The following is a 17,602-nucleotide window of genomic DNA, read 5'->3' as shown; positions in this document are numbered from 1 at the left end:
AGGTTACTTAACAGACATGCGTTGTAACGGAATCTCAAACTGAGACGGATTAAAGCTGACGCCTTCTACACGTTTGTTGAAAATGGTGCGGTTTTGTTCATAACTGATTGGAATGTAGATTGCTTGCTCATGCAGCGTTTTTAGTACGTAGCTGTAATGGGATTGACGTTCTGTCTCGTCAATTGACTCTAGTGCTTCAAGGATGCGACTATCGATCTCTTGTTTCTCAGGGATACCTTGTTGCGCTTCATAGTCACCGTAAACGGGTTTACGCATACCGCCAAGAAAAGACTGCGGATCATAAGGGGTACCCCAAGAGATATTGAACGAAAGATCAAAGTCACCATGTTTCAAACGATCACGGTGAGCCTGCTCTTCCTCACCAACGAGTTTCATTTTCAAGCCCACTTTAGACCATTCACTTTGCAAATACTGTGCAATCGTGCGTTCCACAACTTTGTCACTGTCGTAGGAAAGTGTAATCTCGAAAGGCTTGCCGTTTAGCTTGCGTACTTTGCCATCTTTCTTCCAACCAGCTTCATCCAACAGCTTCTCGGCTTGTGCAACGTCATACTGATACGGTGTCAAGTCGATATCTGCGTAAGGAACGTTGTTTGCCAATAGCGTGTCGGCCGGCTTTTCCAAACCTAGCATGATACGTTCGGCAATGATCGCTTTGTTGGTTAGATGAGTAAGCGCTTGACGTACTCGGGTATCACTTAGATTTTCTCTGGTCGAATTCAGAATCAGCATTCGGGTCGAAACAGGCTCTGAAAGCGTCGTGCCAAAGCGCGGATCTTTCTCAAATTGCTTGAATGATTGCGCGCTGATTAATTGCAGGCCGTAAACCATATCCACTTCCCCACTGCGCAGTGACAGCAAGCGTGATTGGTTGTCAGGAATCACTTTCGCGATGATCTTGTCAACTTGAGGTATCTGACCCCAGTAATTTGCGTTGCGTTCAAACGTCGCACGCTGATCGACCACGTTATCTGTTAGGACGTAGCTACCTGTTCCCACATAACAGCTAGTTCCGTTTTTCGTCGCGCCATCTTTGAAGCATTTCGGAGAAAGAAAACGGAACGGACGTGTCACACCGAGTTCAACGAGAAATGGGTAGTAGGACTCAGCAAACTCAACTTCAACCGTGTTGCTGTCAACGATGCGAACACTCTCTTTACCAGACTTTTCAACTTCTACCATCAGGCGGATAGATTCCAACCAAGTGTGACGGTTTGCGTTATCCAGCAAAGCATCAAAGTTTGCTTTAACAACACTAGCATCAAACTTAGTACCGTCAGAAAACGTCACGTCGTCTCGTAGTTTAAAGGTATAGATTTTGCCGTCTTCGGACGTACTCCAGCTTGTCGCCAACCATGGCTCTAAGACACCATTTTCACCGAGGTGAACCAAACCCTCAAAAATCAGGTTTTGCGCGAAAATCTCACCACCGTACAGATGTGGGTTAAGGTCACGAATATCTCGATAGTTTGCCAGCGTCAGAGTGCTTTCCTGAGCATGCGTACTTTGAATCGGGAGAATGGCGGATATGACGACCGCGCTAACGGTGATAAATTTTTTTAATGGCATAAACGAAACCTTAAGTCCTAATGTTGTAACAGGGCTATCTTGTCGCATCCAAGAGATTTGAAATGACGGTATTCTCGGCGTTCTAAGATGCAAAGTATTGGCGACACGATGTGTCTACTTACATACAAATTTTACAGCACGCTTAGTCTAATTTTTTAATCTGGATCAAGTTAACCTTAATGAGAAGGTAATTGAAAACGATTTGCATCTGCAATACATAACTTGCGCTTAGCAGTCACAACTGCAACATTTTTTTTATCGATAAATCAGAAATCAATGATGCGAAAGAGCTCATCACCATAAAGTCATGCAAGCACTCAGCAGCAATAATTGTTCACAATTTAACTTCCAGATTGCTAGTGTGCTACGTAAACAAACGGATACACAAACTCATAACGCAAGAGGTTAGCGACTCATGATTACTCTCCATCACCTCAACAAATCACGCTCTAAACGTATTATCTGGCTACTTGAAGAACTTAATGTTCCTTACCAAGTAAAAGCGTACCAACGTGACGCGGTGACCAATTTAGCACCAGCAGAGCTCAAAGCGATTCATCCGCTGGGTAAGTCACCGGTTATCGAAGAAAATGGCCAAGTGTTGGCGGAATCCGGTGCCATTACCGAGTATTTGGCGCAGCGTTTTTCTTCCGCCTCTCTTGCACCAGCGCAAGATTCAGCGGAGTATCCGCTTTACTTACAGTGGCTGCACTTCGCAGAAAGCTCAGCTGCGTTGCCGCTTTTACTCCACTACTTCCTAAAGATTGACGGCACTGAAACACGCTTTCTCGATGGCTACAGTAAACAAGAGTTGGCGCTGATCTTGAGGTACCTCAACGATCACCTAACAGCCAATACTTGGTTGGTTGGCAGGCAATTTACCGCAGCTGATATTCTGTTGTCTTGGATTGTCGAGGTGGCTGCTCAGCTAGAGCTTCTTGGCGACTATCCTGCATTGGCCGCTTATCTCGCGACGCTTCAACAGCGTCCTGCCGCGCAAAAAGCCGCAGAGCTTGAAGCTCAATACGACAAATCAAGCGCTTAAACGCATTAATGGTCGATATAGTGAATATTCTAAACCGAGTTATTTATTGACCAACATCAACAAATTAACAATTTGCATAAATATCGATTTCTTGCATAAATATCCGTATTAATGGGTGACGTAATAGTCTATCAACTACGTCACCCCATATTTTTTCATCCCTTCGAATTTAATATCCCCACAAAAAACTGTCGTTATTTTTACCGATGGTTTTTTGTGAGCAAGTCTAAAGTTATTTCCGCCTATCCATAGTACTTTTTAGCCACTACTTAGATTAGTAATTCTTATAGCTTCAATGTGGTAATTGAACGTTAAACGTACAGCTAAGCGGGAAGAAAGCACTTCCTGCTAAGGAGAATGCTATGACCGCCCACGTCGTCCAAGAACCGAAAAAGTCTGGCGGCTTTTTTACTCGTTTCAAGTTCCCTTCTGCCTACACCATATTATTTGCGCTGATCGCCATCGTGGCACTGATGACCTGGATCATTCCTGCCGGCCAATATGAGCGGGAAATGAATGAAGACCTAGGTCGAGAAGTCCCAGTTGCTGGCACCTACGCCAGTGTAGAAAGCAATCCACAAACCCCTATTGATGTGCTACTTGCACCGATTGACGGCTTTTACGACCACAACAGCTATGAAGCTGGTGCTATCGATGTATCGCTATTTGTGCTCGTCATTGGTGGTTTCTTAGGTCTTGTCACCGCAACCGGCGCGATTGATGCCGGTATCGAACGCGTTACTCGCCGCCTTGAAGGGCGAGAAGAGTTAATGATCCCCATCCTCATGGCGCTGTTTGCCGCTGGCGGTACTGTGTATGGCATGGCGGAAGAGTCGCTGCCATTTTATACCTTGCTGGTGCCGGTCATGATGGCTGCGCGATTTGACCCCTTAGTAGCCGCAGCGACTATTTTGCTTGGCGCTGGTATCGGCGTTCTGGGCTCAACCATTAATCCATTCGCAACGGTCATCGCAGCTAACGCCTCCGGCATACCTTTTACTGAGGGCATTATGTTGCGTCTGGCGATGTTGGTTGTTGGCTGGGTAATTTGCGTTGCTTATGTGATGCGCTATGCCAAGATGGTCAAAGCCGATCCAACCAAATCCATTGTTTACGATAAGTACGAAGAAAATAAAGCACACTTCCTTGGCAATAAAGGCGATGAATCGCTAGAGTTCACCGCTACCCGTAAAGTCATTCTCACCATTTTCGGTGGCTCATTTGCTGTGATGATTTATGGCGTATCGGTTGCTGGATGGTGGATGGCCGAAATTTCAGCCATGTTCCTGGCCGCATCAATTTTGGTTGGTCTCGTCGCTAAGATGAGTGAAGAATCCTTTATCGATAACTTCATTGAAGGAGCACGCGATTTGTTGGGCGTGGCACTGATTATCGGTATTGCGCGAGGTATTGTAGTGGTGATGGATAGAGGCATGATCACCGATACCATACTGAACTCCGCCGAACATATCGTTACCGGGCTCTCATCCGTGGTGTTTATTAACGTCATGTTCTTCTTAGAAATTCTATTGTCCTTCTTGGTGCCGTCAACGTCAGGGCTTGCGGTACTCACCATGCCAATTATGGCGCCACTGGGTGACTTTGCAGGTGTTGGACGAGATCTGGTTATTACTGCCTATCAATCGGCGTCTGGGCTGGTCAATCTCATCACCCCAACCTCGGCAGTGGTCATGGGAGGCCTCGCGATAGCGCGAGTTCCTTATGCGCGATGGCTCAAGTGGGTCGCACCGCTTATGGCAATTCTAACCGTGTTCTGCGTCGTCATGTTAAGCCTAGGTACCCTACTCGGCTAACTAAACTCAATTACCCCAATGTGTTGCCCGCTGCCTGTCAGCGGGCTTTATTGTATTAAACCCGGCTCAAGGTTCTAGGCTCTGGACTCTTGGGTCTTGGGTCTTGGGTCTTGGGTCTTGGGTTGAGACTAAACAGTGATATGAATCACATATTTGATTGAAATCCTGTTAACAAATGGCGTTTTGACGTGAGAAAAACCACTAACTAGTAGAGGGCGATGCATATTTTGTCGCATTAGCCACCACCATTAAATAAACTAATGCGAATTTAATTTCTTCCATCCTTGAACAATTCACTATCTTGGCAAGAAAGCCTGCATATTATTCCCATAAAAGTCCTATTTTAACCCATTGTCTATTCAACTTATTCCGAATAGATATTGTTAACAGCACCCTCAAATAACAATAGTTTGCAGCGATAATATGTGTGATCGTGATCTAATACGGCTTGAATATTTTGCTTCATATTATAACCACCACAGCGAAGCTAATAATAAATACCCTACATAAAACTCGATGAGTTTTAATAAATATTAGAGAGACTTGATTATGAATAAACTCTATGTTGGTTCTGAAGTTGGTCAGCTACGTCGCGTGTTAATTCACCGTCCACGCCGTGCTCTCACACACTTAACTCCATCAAACTGCCACCAGCTCCTTTTCGATGATGTGCTTGCTGTCGAGAAAGCCGGCGAAGAACATGACGTGTTTGCAAAAACGCTAGAATCCCAGGGCGTTGAGGTCTTACTACTGACTCACTTGCTCGCAGAAACACTAGCGATTCCAGAGGCGAAAGATTGGCTGCTAAACACCCAAGTATCCGATTTTCGCTATGGCGCAACCTTCGCGAATGATGTGAGATGCTACTTAGGCGACCTGCCAAACCTTGAGCTCGCGAAAGTGCTTACTGGCGGTCTGTCTTTCGGTGAAATGTCACTTGAATCATCTTCAATGCTGCAATCACTGTACAAAAAGAACGACTTCATTATCGACCCACTACCGAACCATCTGTTTACCCGCGATACCTCATGCTGGGTATATGGCGGCGTGTCAATTAACCCGATGGCGAAAGTCGCCCGTCAACGCGAAACCAACCATCTTCGTGCAATTTACCGCTGGCATCCAACGTTCGCTTGTCAAGATTTTATTAAGTACTTCGGTGATGAACCTTTGGCGTATGACCACTCGACTATCGAAGGAGGTGATGTGCTGGTCATTGGTAAAGGCGCCGTTCTGATTGGTATGTCTGAACGCACCACTCCGCAGGGCGTTGAGCACTTAGCGTCTAGTCTGTTTAAACATGGCGAGGCAAAACAAGTGATCGCATTAGAGCTTCCAAAAGATCGCTCTTGCATGCATCTCGATACCGTGATGACACACATGCGTGAAGATACTTTCTCGGTCTATCCGAATGTGATTCCAGATGATGTGAAGTGCTGGAGTTTAACCGGTGATGAATCTGGTCGCGTCAAAGCCGCTCAGCAAAGCTCGTACATCTCAACTATCGAAAAAGCGCTGCAAGTCGACAAGCTCAATCTTATTACTACCGGTGGCGATAACTTTGAAGCCGAACGGGAGCAGTGGAACGATGCCAACAATGTACTTACCGTGAAGCCAGGTGTGGTCATTGGCTACGAGCGCAATACCTACACCAATGAGAAATACGACAAAGCCGGTATCACTGTACTGCCCATCCCAGGTGATGAACTTGGCCGTGGCCGTGGCGGCGCTCGCTGCATGAGCTGTCCTATTGAACGTGATGGTATTTAACCATTCCCAAAGACTCAAATGCTCTGGATAAAGACTATGAAAAAACAAACCATTGTCGTCGCTCTTGGCGGTAACGCACTGCTAAAAAGAGGCGAGCCACTCGAAGCGGAAGTACAAAGACACAATATTGAAGTCGCGGTTAACACCATCGCTAAAATTGCTGAGCAATATAATGTCGTATTGGTGCATGGAAATGGCCCTCAAGTTGGTTTACTGGCGCTGCAAGGACTGGAGTACAAAAAGGTCAACCCGTACCCACTCGACGTACTTGGCAGCGAAACGCAAGGCATGATCGGCTACATGTTGATGCAAGAGTTCAAAAACCAAATGCCGGATAGAAACGTCACCTGCATGCTGACTCAAATGACGGTCGATCCGAAAGACCCCGCGTTTCAAAATCCGACTAAGCCGATTGGTCCGATCTATGAGAAGCAAGAAGCTTGCGAACTCGCTGAGAAATATCACTGGACGATTAAACCAGACGGACAGCATTTCCGACGTGTGGTACCAAGCCCTCAGCCAACAGGCATTATTGAACATGAAGCGATTACTTCGTTGATAGAACAAGGTCACTTAGTAATCTGTACTGGCGGCGGCGGTATTCCGGTTACGCGCAAAGAGGGCAAGTTGGTTGGCGTAGAAGCGGTGATAGACAAGGACATGTCAGCTGCCTTCCTAGCGAAGCAGCTCAACGCAGATCGTCTGTTGATTTTGACTGACGCCGATGCGGTGTACCTCGATTGGGGTCAACCAACGCAGCGTCCACTGCACGCCACGACACCAGCAGAGCTTTCCCAGTATCAGTTTGATGCTGGCTCAATGGGGCCAAAAATTGACGCCTCTTGTGAGTTCATTCAGCAAGGCGGAAAAATGGTTGGCATTGGCTCATTAGAAGACGGCCTTCGCATCCTAGAAGGCAATGCAGGCACAGTTATTACCAAACGTTAATTCACATTCCATCACAATGATATGACGCGCTGGCTCAATTTAAGCGGTATGAGCCACCGCTAAGACAGAAAAGGACACTATTATGGCTTTCAATCTTCGTAATCGTAACTTCCTAAAACTCCTTGATTTCACGCCTCGCGAAATCGGTCATTTGTTAGAGCTGTCCATTGAGCTAAAAAAAGCCAAGTACAACGGATATGAGCAGCCACGCCTTAAAGGTAAAAACATCGCGCTTATCTTCGAAAAAACGTCGACTCGCACCCGCTGCGCGTTTGAAGTTGCAGCATTCGATCAAGGCGCGCAAGTCTCCTATCTTGGTCCTACCGGTTCTCAGATTGGCCACAAAGAATCGATGAAAGATACCGCTCGTGTATTGGGCAGAATGTACGACGGCATCGAGTATCGCGGGTATGGTCAATCAATCGTTGAAGAATTAGGTCAGTACGCTGGCGTGCCTGTTTGGAATGGCCTAACCGATGAGTTCCACCCAACTCAAATTCTGGCTGACTTTATGACTATGATGGAGCATTCTCCGAACAAACCACTAAGTGCGATTACCTTCGCGTACCTTGGTGATGCGCGCAATAACATGGGTAACTCACTCATGGTAGGTGCGGCAAAAATGGGTATGGAAATCCGCCTTGTAGCGCCAAAAGCATTCTGGCCTGAAGCGTCTCTGATTGAGCAATGCCAAACCATCGCAGCAGACACAGGGGCGAAGATTGTCCTAACCGAAGACGTGCAAGAAGGCGTGCAAGGCTGTGACTTCCTGTACACCGACGTATGGGTGTCCATGGGTGAAGCCAAAGAGGCTTGGGCAGAGCGCATCAAGCTAATGCTGCCTTACCAAGTCAATATGGATGTGATTAAGGCGACGGGCAATCCAAACGTGAAGTTTATGCACTGTCTACCAGCCTTCCATGGTGAAGATACCATCGTGGGTAAAGGCCTAGCCGCTGACTACCCAGAGCTATCACAAGGGTGTGAAGTGACCGATGAAGTGGTTGAGTCTCCATACTCTATCGTGTTTGATGAAGCAGAGAATCGAATGCACACCATCAAAGCCGTTATGGTGGCGACATTAGGTCAATAATCCACTTATTCTATAGCACGAACAAAAGCGAGGGGTTTCTCTCGCTTTTGAGTGATTAAACAATAACCTGCAGTCAAAATGAGAAATGGGCATATATTTTACTTTTTCACAATTTGATAGTGTATGAGTTGCTATTAATAATAAATAACAACACATAAAACCACCTCAAGGATGAGTTTTACTATTTAGTAGGTGAAACATGTACGACACTCCTGATTTAGACAACCCTACTGTCGATGAGAAAAAACTCACCGAAGTGTGCAAAAATCTGCTGCAACAACAAAGCTTCACAACCCAGAACAAACTTAGGCAAGCCCTTGTCGCTCTTGGCTACCATGGGATCAGCCAATCTACAGTCTCACGCCTTCTTGCCCAGCTTGGCGTTGTCAAAATGCAAAATGCTTGTGGCAAAAAAGCGTACTGCTTAACCTCAGAAAGCAGCTCGGTTCGCGTTGAATCTTCTATCTCTTCTCAAATCGAACTCATCACTAACAATCAATCGTTGGTGGTGATCAAGACCCACCCTGGTAGTGCACAATTGATAGCGAGACTCATCGATATCGACCCACACGCCGACATCCTCGCAACTATCGGAGGCAACGACACCATTTTAGTGGTGCCAAAACATGTCAAAGATGTCGATCGCTGTGAGCAAGTCGTGCGAGCGCGATTAGGTGCATAGCACCTTTACTAAGAAGCAAAGGGGAAAAGACAAAGGATAAAAGGCAAAACGCAAAATCAAACCAGTACATAAAACGGGATAATCCCTTAGGATTTATCCCGTTTTTTTCTTTTGGGTTTGCTTTATGATGGAGCTTAGACACAACAAATTTGAGGAACCCCTATGTCAATGTCGGAAGAGTCTAAGCAGCAGCGTCATAAAGAGCGCCAACAGAAAGTCAAAGAGAATGTCGATCAGAAAATCGCCAATGCTCAAATTGAGAAAGGCCTGCTACTGATCATCACCGGAAACGGTAAAGGAAAATCGACATCAGGGTTTGGCACAGTCGCACGCGCCGTTGGACACGGCAAAAAGTGTGCAGTGGCACAGTTTATCAAAGGGACATGGGACAACGGTGAGCGTAACCTACTCGAAAAGCTTGGTGTTGAATTTCAGGTGATGGCGACGGGCTTTACTTGGGAAACCCAAAACAAAGCTGCGGATACTGAAGCGGCTCAAGGCGTCTGGCAAGAGTGCAAGCGTATGCTGCAAGATGAGTCTATTGATGTCGTCCTATTTGACGAACTGACCTACATGGTGAGTTATGGTTATATTGAGCTTGATGAAGTCGTCGAGGCACTTAATAAGCGCCCTGCTATGCAGTCAGTCATTATCACCGGACGCGCCGCGCATCGAACACTGATTGAAATGGCGGACACCGTTTCCGAAGTGAAAAACGTTAAACACGCCTTTGAATCTGGTGTGAAAGCACTTAAAGGTGTTGATTGGTAACTCATATGGGGTACAAAATAGGATAATTCGTGCATGACAATGGTTTGCATTTCGTTTAAATTAAACACAAATGCAACATAACATTAACACGGAGAGTTTTATGGAAAGTTGTACTCTGACCCTTTGGATGCATACGAGCGAGCATCAGTTTGTCCTAGGATGGGGACCAATACAAAGCATGCAGGACTCCACAGAGTGTTGGGACGACGTTGAACCCAGCACAGAGCCATCAAGCATATCGCTAACCATTCGCAGACCCGATGGTGCGATCGATAGCAAAATGGTCGACATGGCAACAGTTGCTGAGTTGATTACCCAATGGGAAACCATCGTCGAGACAGAACAAGATCTCGACCTACACTGGTAACCACATACCGATAAGAAAAATGCCAGCCTCGAAAGGCTGGCATTTTTTGTTTAAAAAGATAGGTTAGTTAAAGAGACCTTTTAGCAGGCTATCTACTGCTTTTTTCGTCTTTTCATCTTTAATGCCTAATCGCTCAGTGGCACGCTCGACTTCTTTTTTAGCTTTCTCTTTGAGCACATCGTCAAACACCAACGCAAATTTCGGATCCGTCCACGCACCGGTGATTCGAATTGGAATCGTGACATCTCTCAGCTCATCGATATTCTGGCCGCCCTGCCCTTCAAGGGTACCAACAACCGAAGTGCTCACGACAAAGTCAGCCGTCTCATTAATATAATTAGCAGAGCCATCACCTTTCACACGCAGTAGCGGCGATTCCGCCGTCATATCATTAGTCGACACCACACCATTGGCGAGCTTGAGTGTTGCTTTCATCGCACTAAAGTCGGTTTTCTTAGGGCCTTTTTCTCCATCCAAAGACTGGCCTTTAAAGCGAGCGTAGTTTTCACGAATAAGCTGCGCCACATTGATACCATTAACTGCGCCATCGGCAAAGTTGATTTTCACCGTACCCGACAAGTTCTTCTTCATCGCAGTGGGTGCAAGACCTTTACCTTTGACATTAACATCAATATTGCCCGTGCCTTCCAACATATCGTTGTTTGCCACATCAACCAGCAATGGCTGCACTTTGACGCCTTTGATACGTTTCACTGCGCTGTATGATGCTGGTGACTTGCGCGCATCCAGCTTGCCAGTTGCCGTAATGGAACCACCGTAAAGCTGCGAGCTGAAAGAGTTCAGCGTAGCCACGCCGCGATTCACAGCAAAATCGGTCTTCACTTGCTGCATATGAGCATTGCCCGCTTTGAATTTATCGATAGTGATCTTACCTTGAACATCCAAACCGCTAAGCGCCGTTAAATCAGGTTCAACCTCTTGTGCAGGCGCACTCGTTCCCGAATCACCCGTTCCAGATTCACCACCTTTAGAGTCAGTGCTAGCAGCTGTTTGGTTCAAGCCCAAAAACTCATCTAAATCGATATTTGGGCTATGCAGTGAGAAGCGCACTTTAGGGATGTCCGCCAACTGCACCGTTGCTTTACCATCCAGCTCAATCTTATTGACGGTCAATTTCTGCAATACAAAATCAAGGAAGCTTTTATTCAAGTCAAAGCTGAGATCCGAAGCCATGGTGATTTTCATAGGCGACTGCGGCAACGCAGCACCGTTTAAGGTCGAATCCAATGATAAACCGCTCAGCTTAACCAGTGAGATGGCTTTATCAACGGTAAACGTAGTACCGCCTTTCGCATCAAAGGTGAGATCAGCAGCATTGCCTTTCATTGAGAAATCGATGGCATTTGGCTTATCAAATTCAAACGTCGCCAGTTTTAACTGCGCTTGCTGAATCTGGTTTGCCGCATCCTTGTAGGTTGCATCAAACTCAATATTCTTAAGTGCATACTCAGCAAAGCCCTGCGCCAATTTAAAGTCAGCGATACCTTTTGCTGTGAACTGCTGATCGTTATTTTGGCCTTTAAGCTCAAAGTTCGCCGTCGTCCATTGGTCGACTGCGAACTCGGTCACATTCAAGCCCACATCATAAAGCTTAGTGAAAGTCCCTGTTTGCGCGTTTGATACCTCAAGCAGCGCATTTGACACTGTGACACCAGATAGAGAAATCTGCCATCCATCGGCGGCTGATGTGGACGCTTCCGCTGGCGCATCGCTGGTCGCAGCAGAATCTGCAACCGTCTCTGTTTGCGGCGCTGCCGTCAAGGCATCAAGATTTGAGCTGCCATCTTTAAGGGTTTCTAAATAAACCTGCGCGCCATCTAACGTTATCGAGCCAATCTCCAACGTTTTATCGAGTAGCGGCATCACAGCCACACTGACGCCGACTTGGCTTACACTAAATAGATTTGGGTTTTGAAAACCTTGTGGGTTTTTAAGGCTAGTTTGGCCGAGCTCTAGGCCTACCGACGGAAAGAACTGCCAGCTGATGTCACCGCTGATTTCAAGCTCTAGACCGGTTTGGTTTTTCACTTGCTCAGCGAGCATAGGTTTGAACTGATTAGGGTTGACGAACATCACCAGTGCGGCGACACCCAACACGATCACCAGCACTGGGATGGCGAGAATGAGGAGGAGTTTTTTCATTAGCAACTTCCTTGCAAGGCTGAAAACCTAAAAACAAAAAGTGGCACATAAAGTGCCACTAATTAGTTAAAAAATAAAGCAATTTAAACGCCGTTCAAGCACCCATTTATTATAGGACATTCTCACCGCGTTCATTGTGCGTTTTCAATCCGAAGTGAGTCAGGATTATGCACGAAGTAGTTTAGCGATGTGCGCTTTTAACACGTCGATTGCAATACGGTTTTTACCGCCACGTGGCACAATAATGTCCGCGTGTTGCTTTGACGGTTCAATAAACTGCATAAACATAGGACGAACTGTCGATTGGTACTGTTTCAAAACAGATTCCATTGTACGACCACGTTCTTCAACGTCACGTTTAACGCGGCGCAGTAGACAGATATCAAGTGGTGTATCCATGAACACTGTCGCGTGCATGAGCTTACGTAGACGAGGATCTGTCAGCAGTAGAATACCTTCAAGGATGATCACTTTCTTTGGTGTCATAGAGGTGCTATTTTCAGTGCGTGTGTGCTCAGTGTAGCTGTACTCTGGTACTTCAACCGCTTCACCATTGATCAACTGCTCTAGGTGATCACAAAGTAGATCGTGGTCAAGAGCATTTGGGTGGTCGTAGTTGGTTTTAACACGCTCTTCCATGCTCAAGTGACTTTGATCGTTGTAGTAACAATCTTCCGTGATGACACCGATTTGATGATCGCCAACCTTCTCGCGAAGTTCATTATAGATAGTGCTCGCGATGAGGCTTTTTCCAGAAGCAGAAGCGCCAGCGATACCGACGATGACACATTGATTATTATCAGACATTCTTTGCACCTAGTACATATATGGTGGTGAGGACAAAACCGCGTAATTATATGGACATCATTCAATAGATACTAGTCGATATCTCACTTATTTGACGTTCAATTTTGTCTCAGATCGAAGAATGAAAAAATGCAATCGATTACCCACCAACGCACTGTTTGCTTAATAACCAATCAAATTCATATCGAGTTATTCGACCATCTTAAACAAGATTGAGTCTGGTTTCGGTTTGCCACTCCAAAATAGATCCGAGCAGACTCTTTCAGCAAGCTCTCGATAGATGGTTGCATGCTCACTTTCTGGCTGTGAAACTACCGTTGGCGCACCATTATCAATCGACTCGCGAATATCGATATGAAGTGGTACCTGACCAAGAAGATTCAGACCGAATTTAGCCGCCATCCACTCTGCACCGCCAGCCCCAAAAATGTGCTCTTTAGAGCCACATCGGCTACAGATGTGATAGCTCATGTTCTCAACAATACCGACCACAGGTACCGAAACCTTCTCGAACATAGCTGCGCCTTTAATCGCGTCCGCCAAAGCAAGATCTTGCGGCGTAGTAACGATAAGTGCACCCGTTACCGGTATTTGCTGAGATAAGGTCAGCTGAATATCTCCTGTGCCCGGAGGCATGTCGATAACCAAGTAATCCAAATCTGGCCACTCCGTTTCATTAAGAAGCTGAGCTAATGCTTTAGACGCCATAGGGCCACGCCAAATTGCTGCATCATCAGTGCTCATCAGGTACCCAATAGATTGCGTGTAAATACCATGTGCCGGCACTGGTTGCATCCATTTGCCATCACGCACCTCTGGATGCGCATCGATTTGACCAAGCATGATAGGGATAGAAGGGCCGTATACATCGGCATCCAAAATACCGACTTTTGCTCCCAACTGACTGATTGCCAATGCTAGATTGACCGCCGTCGTCGATTTACCCACACCACCTTTTGCCGAAGTCACCGCAATGACGTTTTTCACGCCTTTGATTTCCGTCGCGACTGTAGTTTCAAGTGCTTTGGTACTGACGGATACGGAGAAAGGAAACTTAGCAACTTTGCCAGAGGCTTGTTTGCCCTCAATCCAGCGAGCTAACGCCTCTCGCGCAGAGAGGTTGGCAAACGGCAGAGCAATTTGAAACTCACCCGAGGCTGCAACCTTAACTACATCAGGGACTTCACTCCATCCCAGCTTGAGGTTTGAGTGGCTGAACTCCCCTAGCCATTGGCAAAAATCTTGTTTCGATTCGAACGTGCGCATCATGCATTCCTTATTATTGTTAGTCTTTAGCTAATCTTCCTAAGATTAGCACTCACTTAGCCGAACCAGAACCCTAAAAAAGTTGGGGAGATTGATGTCGGATACCTTGGAGTCATGCCACGCATCATGTAGTATTAGCCAATATTTTTACTCTGAATAAAGAAAGCGAAACTAAGTATGGCAACCGATCCAAGAAAACTGTTGGTCACTTGTGCACTTCCGTACGCTAACGGCTCTATCCACCTAGGTCATATGCTTGAGCATATCCAAGCGGATATTTGGGTGCGCTACCAACGTCTACGTGGCAACGTAGTAAACTTCATTTGTGCTGATGACGCTCACGGCACACCAATCATGCTGAAAGCTCAGCAGATGGGGATCACGCCGGAAGAAATGATCGCAGCAGTTAGTGAAGAGCACCAAAAAGACTTCGCTGGCTTTGATATCAGTTTTGACAACTACCACAGCACGCACTCAGACGAGAACCGCGAGTTGGCATCTCATATTTACCTTGAGCTGAAGAAGAATGGCTTCATTTCTAGCCGCACTATTTCTCAGCTGTTTGACCCAGAAAAAGAGATGTTCCTACCGGATCGCTTCGTTAAAGGTACTTGCCCGAAATGTAAGTCGGAAGATCAATACGGCGACAACTGTGATAACTGTGGCGAAACCTACAGCCCAACTGAACTGATTAATCCTAAATCAGCCGTGTCTGGCGCGACACCAGTCATGAAAGACTCTGAGCACTTCTTCTTCGACCTGCCTCAGTTTGAAAGCATGTTAAAAGAGTGGACTCGCTCTGGCTCGCTTCAATCTGAAACAGCGAACAAGATGCAAGAGTGGTTCGAGTCAGGTCTGCAGCAGTGGGATATCTCTCGCGATGCACCTTACTTCGGTTTCGAAATCCCAGGCGAAAAGAACAAGTTCTTCTACGTTTGGCTAGATGCCCCTGTTGGCTACATGGCGTCATTCAAAAACCTTTGTGGCAAACGTGACGATCTCGATTTCGATGAGTACTGGAAAAAAGACAGCTCGACTGAGCTTTACCACTTCATCGGTAAAGACATTGTTTACTTCCACAGCCTATTCTGGCCTGCAATGCTAGAAGGCAGTGGCTTCCGTAAGCCAAATAACGTTTTCGTTCACGGCTACGTGACGGTAAACGGCGCTAAGATGTCTAAGTCGAAAGGCACCTTCATCAAGGCGGCAACGTACCTAAACCACTTGGATCCTGAGTGTCTACGTTACTACTACGCTGCTAAGCTAAACAGCCGTATCGACGATCTAGACCTTAACCTGGAAGACTTCACGCAACGTGTTAACGCTGACGTCGTCAACAAGATTGTTAACCTAGCTTCTCGTAACGCTGGCTTCATCAGCAAACGTTTCGAAGGCAAGCTTTCTGACAACTTTGCTGAGCCTGAGCTATACAACGAATTCGTTGCAGCCGCTGACCGCATCGCAGAGCTTTACGAGTCTCGTGAGTTTGGTCGTGCAATCCGTGAAGTCACGGCACTGGCTGACAAAGCGAACCAGTACGTTGACGAGAAAGCACCTTGGGTTGTTGCTAAAGAAGAAGGCAAAGACCAAGAGCTTCAAGACATCTGTTCAGTGGGTATTAACCTATTCCGTGTTCTGATGACGTACCTGAAGCCAGTTATGCCAGATTTGGCAGCGCGTACAGAAGCATTCCTAAACGAAACGCTAACGTGGGAAGGTATTGCCGCGCCGCTTACTGGTCACGAAATCACTAAGTTCAAAGCCCTGTTTAACCGCATCGATCCTAAGAAAGTGGAAGCGATGATTGAAGCTTCTAAAGAAGACGCGGCAGCAGAAGTTGCGGCGAAAGAAAAAGCGGAAGCAGAGAAGAACAAAGCAAGCCAAACTGAGCTTGATAAAGATCCTATCGCTGATGAGATCGAGTTTGACGACTTTGCCAAAGTGGACATGCGTATTGCTCGCATCATTTCTTGTGAAGAAGTGCCAAAAGCGAACAAGCTACTTAAGTTCCAGCTAGATATTGGCGGAGAAACTCGCCAAGTATTCTCTGGTATTAAGTCGGCATACAAACCAGAAGAACTAGAAGGCAAGCTAACTGTTATGGTAGCAAACCTGAAGCCTCGCAAGATGAAGTTTGGTATGTCTGAAGGCATGATCCTAGCCGCAGGCCCTGGTGGTAGCGACTTATGGATCCTTGAGCCACACGAAGGTGCTCAGCCAGGCATGCGTGTGATGTAACACGTTAATATCGCTAGACTAAAGCCAGCATTCTTGCTGGCTTTTTTTGTGACTTAATTCACAGATAATGTGCAATTGCACCAAAACGCAGCACCTCTCCCTACCCCAAAAGTATTAAGTTACTGTTTTATATCAATATTCCATCTTGGCACTCCCTTTGCTCTATATCTCTTGAAGACATTAGACGACATAAAGGAGGTCGTTATGTTTGTATTGATATCTCTAGTCTTATCCGTGGCTATTTTGGCTGTCATTTATCGCTATGCAAAAATCACCGAGGCCAAGGTAGAGCGTAAATATCAATTGATCGTGCAATTGCGTGATCTCATTACTCTAATCCGCCAGCATCGCACCGCGACTCACTATCAATTAATGTTTGATCAGAAGAAGGTCAAACAACTGGAAAAAATTGAAATGGCGATGGAAGAATGCTGTCTCAAACTGATCACCATTGCCCACTTTGACAACAAACCGCTCTATCGAGTGTTGCACAGTAACGTCAAACTGCTTTCTCGCTCATGGAAGAAACACACTGTCAGTAAGAACCAAATTGTCCACGGCAAACTGATCCGTCAAACCCTATTCTTGGTTGACGAAATTTTCACCGCTTGGTTGATGGATTCAGAGCGAGCGGAGCTTGAGCAGGAATATCGCAATGTCTGGCAAGGCGTCATCGACTCGTTGGACAGTCTAACTCAGCTACGTATTTGCATTGATGGTGCAGACTCTGAGCTCGGTAGACAGCGCATTCTTCACTACTGTAAACAAATGCACCGCAAAGTGAATCACCTTAGCCTAATTGGCCCATTGAGCGTTCCATCACCTATGTACAGCACCACGGTCAGTAAAATTGAAGCCTTAATTGAAAATCCGGATACGCCACTAGACAAAGAGTTTATGTACCAACTTACAGCCGAGTTGTCAGAGCTCATCTTCTCTAGTTATGACGGACTGGTCAGTGAAATTGCGAGTGATCTCTATCAACCAGTGCCGAACATAATGACGGTCTGAGTTTGTCACTTACCTTTCATAATCAATAAGTAAGCTA

General features: G+C 46.3%; 14 protein-coding genes. 10 read left to right on the top strand and 4 right to left on the bottom strand.

Annotated elements, in window-relative coordinates:
* Window positions 1-3 precede the first annotated feature (3 nt).
* The gene (gene nikA / locus L4C42_RS16040; protein ID WP_353498170.1) at window positions 4-1,590 is read right to left on the bottom strand and encodes a nickel ABC transporter substrate-binding protein; all 1,587 of its coding nucleotides are present in this window, start codon (window positions 1,588-1,590) and stop codon (window positions 4-6) included.
* Between the two features lie 415 nt (window positions 1,591-2,005).
* On the opposite strand from nikA, the gene L4C42_RS16035 reads away from it, so the two are divergent.
* From L4C42_RS16035 to L4C42_RS16000, 8 genes are all read left to right on the top strand, one after another.
* Complete coding sequence (locus L4C42_RS16035; RefSeq protein ID WP_353498169.1) at window positions 2,006-2,635, top strand: glutathione S-transferase family protein; 630 nt, start codon at window positions 2,006-2,008, stop codon at window positions 2,633-2,635.
* A gap of 362 nt (window positions 2,636-2,997) precedes the next feature.
* Window positions 2,998-4,449, top strand: a complete 1,452-nt coding sequence (locus L4C42_RS16030; protein ID WP_353498168.1) for a YfcC family protein — start codon at window positions 2,998-3,000, stop codon at window positions 4,447-4,449.
* A 549-nt stretch (window positions 4,450-4,998) separates the two neighbouring features.
* Window positions 4,999-6,219, top strand: a complete 1,221-nt coding sequence (gene arcA, locus L4C42_RS16025) for an arginine deiminase (RefSeq protein WP_418641644.1) — start codon at window positions 4,999-5,001, stop codon at window positions 6,217-6,219.
* 36 nt (window positions 6,220-6,255) lie between these two features.
* Window positions 6,256-7,167, top strand: coding sequence for a carbamate kinase (gene arcC / locus L4C42_RS16020; RefSeq protein WP_353498166.1), 912 nt, complete (start codon window positions 6,256-6,258; stop codon window positions 7,165-7,167).
* An 82-nt stretch (window positions 7,168-7,249) separates the two neighbouring features.
* Window positions 7,250-8,260 (top strand): ornithine carbamoyltransferase, encoded by a 1,011-nt coding sequence (locus L4C42_RS16015; protein WP_353498165.1) that lies wholly within the window; start codon window positions 7,250-7,252, stop codon window positions 8,258-8,260.
* Between the two features lie 199 nt (window positions 8,261-8,459).
* Window positions 8,460-8,942: an arginine repressor gene (locus tag L4C42_RS16010; protein ID WP_429761226.1), complete on the top strand. Its 483-nt coding sequence runs from the start codon at window positions 8,460-8,462 to the stop codon at window positions 8,940-8,942.
* A 162-nt stretch (window positions 8,943-9,104) separates the two neighbouring features.
* The gene (gene cobO, locus L4C42_RS16005; protein ID WP_353498163.1) at window positions 9,105-9,713 is read left to right on the top strand and encodes a cob(I)yrinic acid a,c-diamide adenosyltransferase; all 609 of its coding nucleotides are present in this window, start codon (window positions 9,105-9,107) and stop codon (window positions 9,711-9,713) included.
* 100 nt (window positions 9,714-9,813) lie between these two features.
* Window positions 9,814-10,080: a hypothetical protein gene (locus L4C42_RS16000; RefSeq protein WP_353498162.1), complete on the top strand. Its 267-nt coding sequence runs from the start codon at window positions 9,814-9,816 to the stop codon at window positions 10,078-10,080.
* Between the two features lie 63 nt (window positions 10,081-10,143).
* On the opposite strand, the gene L4C42_RS15995 is transcribed toward L4C42_RS16000, so the two are convergent.
* The 3 genes from L4C42_RS15995 to apbC form a co-directional block, all read right to left on the bottom strand.
* The gene (locus L4C42_RS15995) at window positions 10,144-12,243 is read right to left on the bottom strand and encodes an AsmA family protein (RefSeq protein WP_418641646.1); all 2,100 of its coding nucleotides are present in this window, start codon (window positions 12,241-12,243) and stop codon (window positions 10,144-10,146) included.
* Between the two features lie 165 nt (window positions 12,244-12,408).
* Window positions 12,409-13,050 carry a uridine kinase gene (gene udk, locus L4C42_RS15990; RefSeq protein WP_353498160.1) on the bottom strand — a complete coding sequence of 214 codons (642 nt, stop codon included), beginning with the start codon at window positions 13,048-13,050 and terminating at the stop codon, window positions 12,409-12,411.
* Window positions 13,051-13,239: 189 nt separating this feature from the next.
* A complete protein-coding gene (gene apbC, locus L4C42_RS15985) occupies window positions 13,240-14,316 on the bottom strand; it encodes an iron-sulfur cluster carrier protein ApbC (RefSeq protein ID WP_429761223.1) in 1,077 nt (358 codons plus the stop codon).
* A 177-nt stretch (window positions 14,317-14,493) separates the two neighbouring features.
* Between apbC and metG the strand changes: the two genes are divergently transcribed.
* Together metG and L4C42_RS15975 are read left to right on the top strand one after the other, a co-directional pair.
* A complete protein-coding gene (metG, locus tag L4C42_RS15980) occupies window positions 14,494-16,554 on the top strand; it encodes a methionine--tRNA ligase (RefSeq protein WP_418641648.1) in 2,061 nt (686 codons plus the stop codon).
* 204 nt (window positions 16,555-16,758) lie between these two features.
* Window positions 16,759-17,565 (top strand): hypothetical protein, encoded by an 807-nt coding sequence (locus tag L4C42_RS15975; RefSeq protein ID WP_418641649.1) that lies wholly within the window; start codon window positions 16,759-16,761, stop codon window positions 17,563-17,565.
* Window positions 17,566-17,602 lie beyond the last annotated feature (37 nt).

It is taken from the genome of Vibrio wakamikoensis, from assembly GCF_050337275.1.
GTDB classification, from domain to species: Bacteria; Pseudomonadota; Gammaproteobacteria; order Enterobacterales; family Vibrionaceae; genus Vibrio; species Vibrio chaetopteri.
Note: the sequence above shows the minus strand (reverse complement) of the source record. Positions and strands in the feature narration are given on the sequence as shown.

Coding starts and splice junctions, on each gene's coding strand:
- cobO (WP_353498163.1), top strand. CDS start 9,105: ATGTCAATGTCGGAAGAGTCTAAGCAGCAGCGTCATAAAGAGCGCCAA.
- L4C42_RS16000 (WP_353498162.1), top strand. CDS start 9,814: ATGGAAAGTTGTACTCTGACCCTTTGGATGCATACGAGCGAGCATCAG.
- L4C42_RS15995 (WP_418641646.1), bottom strand. CDS start 12,243: ATGAAAAAACTCCTCCTCATTCTCGCCATCCCAGTGCTGGTGATCGTG.
- L4C42_RS16015 (WP_353498165.1), top strand. CDS start 7,250: ATGGCTTTCAATCTTCGTAATCGTAACTTCCTAAAACTCCTTGATTTC.
- L4C42_RS16030 (WP_353498168.1), top strand. CDS start 2,998: ATGACCGCCCACGTCGTCCAAGAACCGAAAAAGTCTGGCGGCTTTTTT.
- apbC (WP_429761223.1), bottom strand. CDS start 14,316: ATGCGCACGTTCGAATCGAAACAAGATTTTTGCCAATGGCTAGGGGAG.
- nikA (WP_353498170.1), bottom strand. CDS start 1,590: ATGCCATTAAAAAAATTTATCACCGTTAGCGCGGTCGTCATATCCGCC.
- L4C42_RS15975 (WP_418641649.1), top strand. CDS start 16,759: ATGTTTGTATTGATATCTCTAGTCTTATCCGTGGCTATTTTGGCTGTC.
- L4C42_RS16035 (WP_353498169.1), top strand. CDS start 2,006: ATGATTACTCTCCATCACCTCAACAAATCACGCTCTAAACGTATTATC.
- L4C42_RS16010 (WP_429761226.1), top strand. CDS start 8,460: ATGTACGACACTCCTGATTTAGACAACCCTACTGTCGATGAGAAAAAA.
- arcC (WP_353498166.1), top strand. CDS start 6,256: ATGAAAAAACAAACCATTGTCGTCGCTCTTGGCGGTAACGCACTGCTA.
- udk (WP_353498160.1), bottom strand. CDS start 13,050: ATGTCTGATAATAATCAATGTGTCATCGTCGGTATCGCTGGCGCTTCT.
- arcA (WP_418641644.1), top strand. CDS start 4,999: ATGAATAAACTCTATGTTGGTTCTGAAGTTGGTCAGCTACGTCGCGTG.
- metG (WP_418641648.1), top strand. CDS start 14,494: ATGGCAACCGATCCAAGAAAACTGTTGGTCACTTGTGCACTTCCGTAC.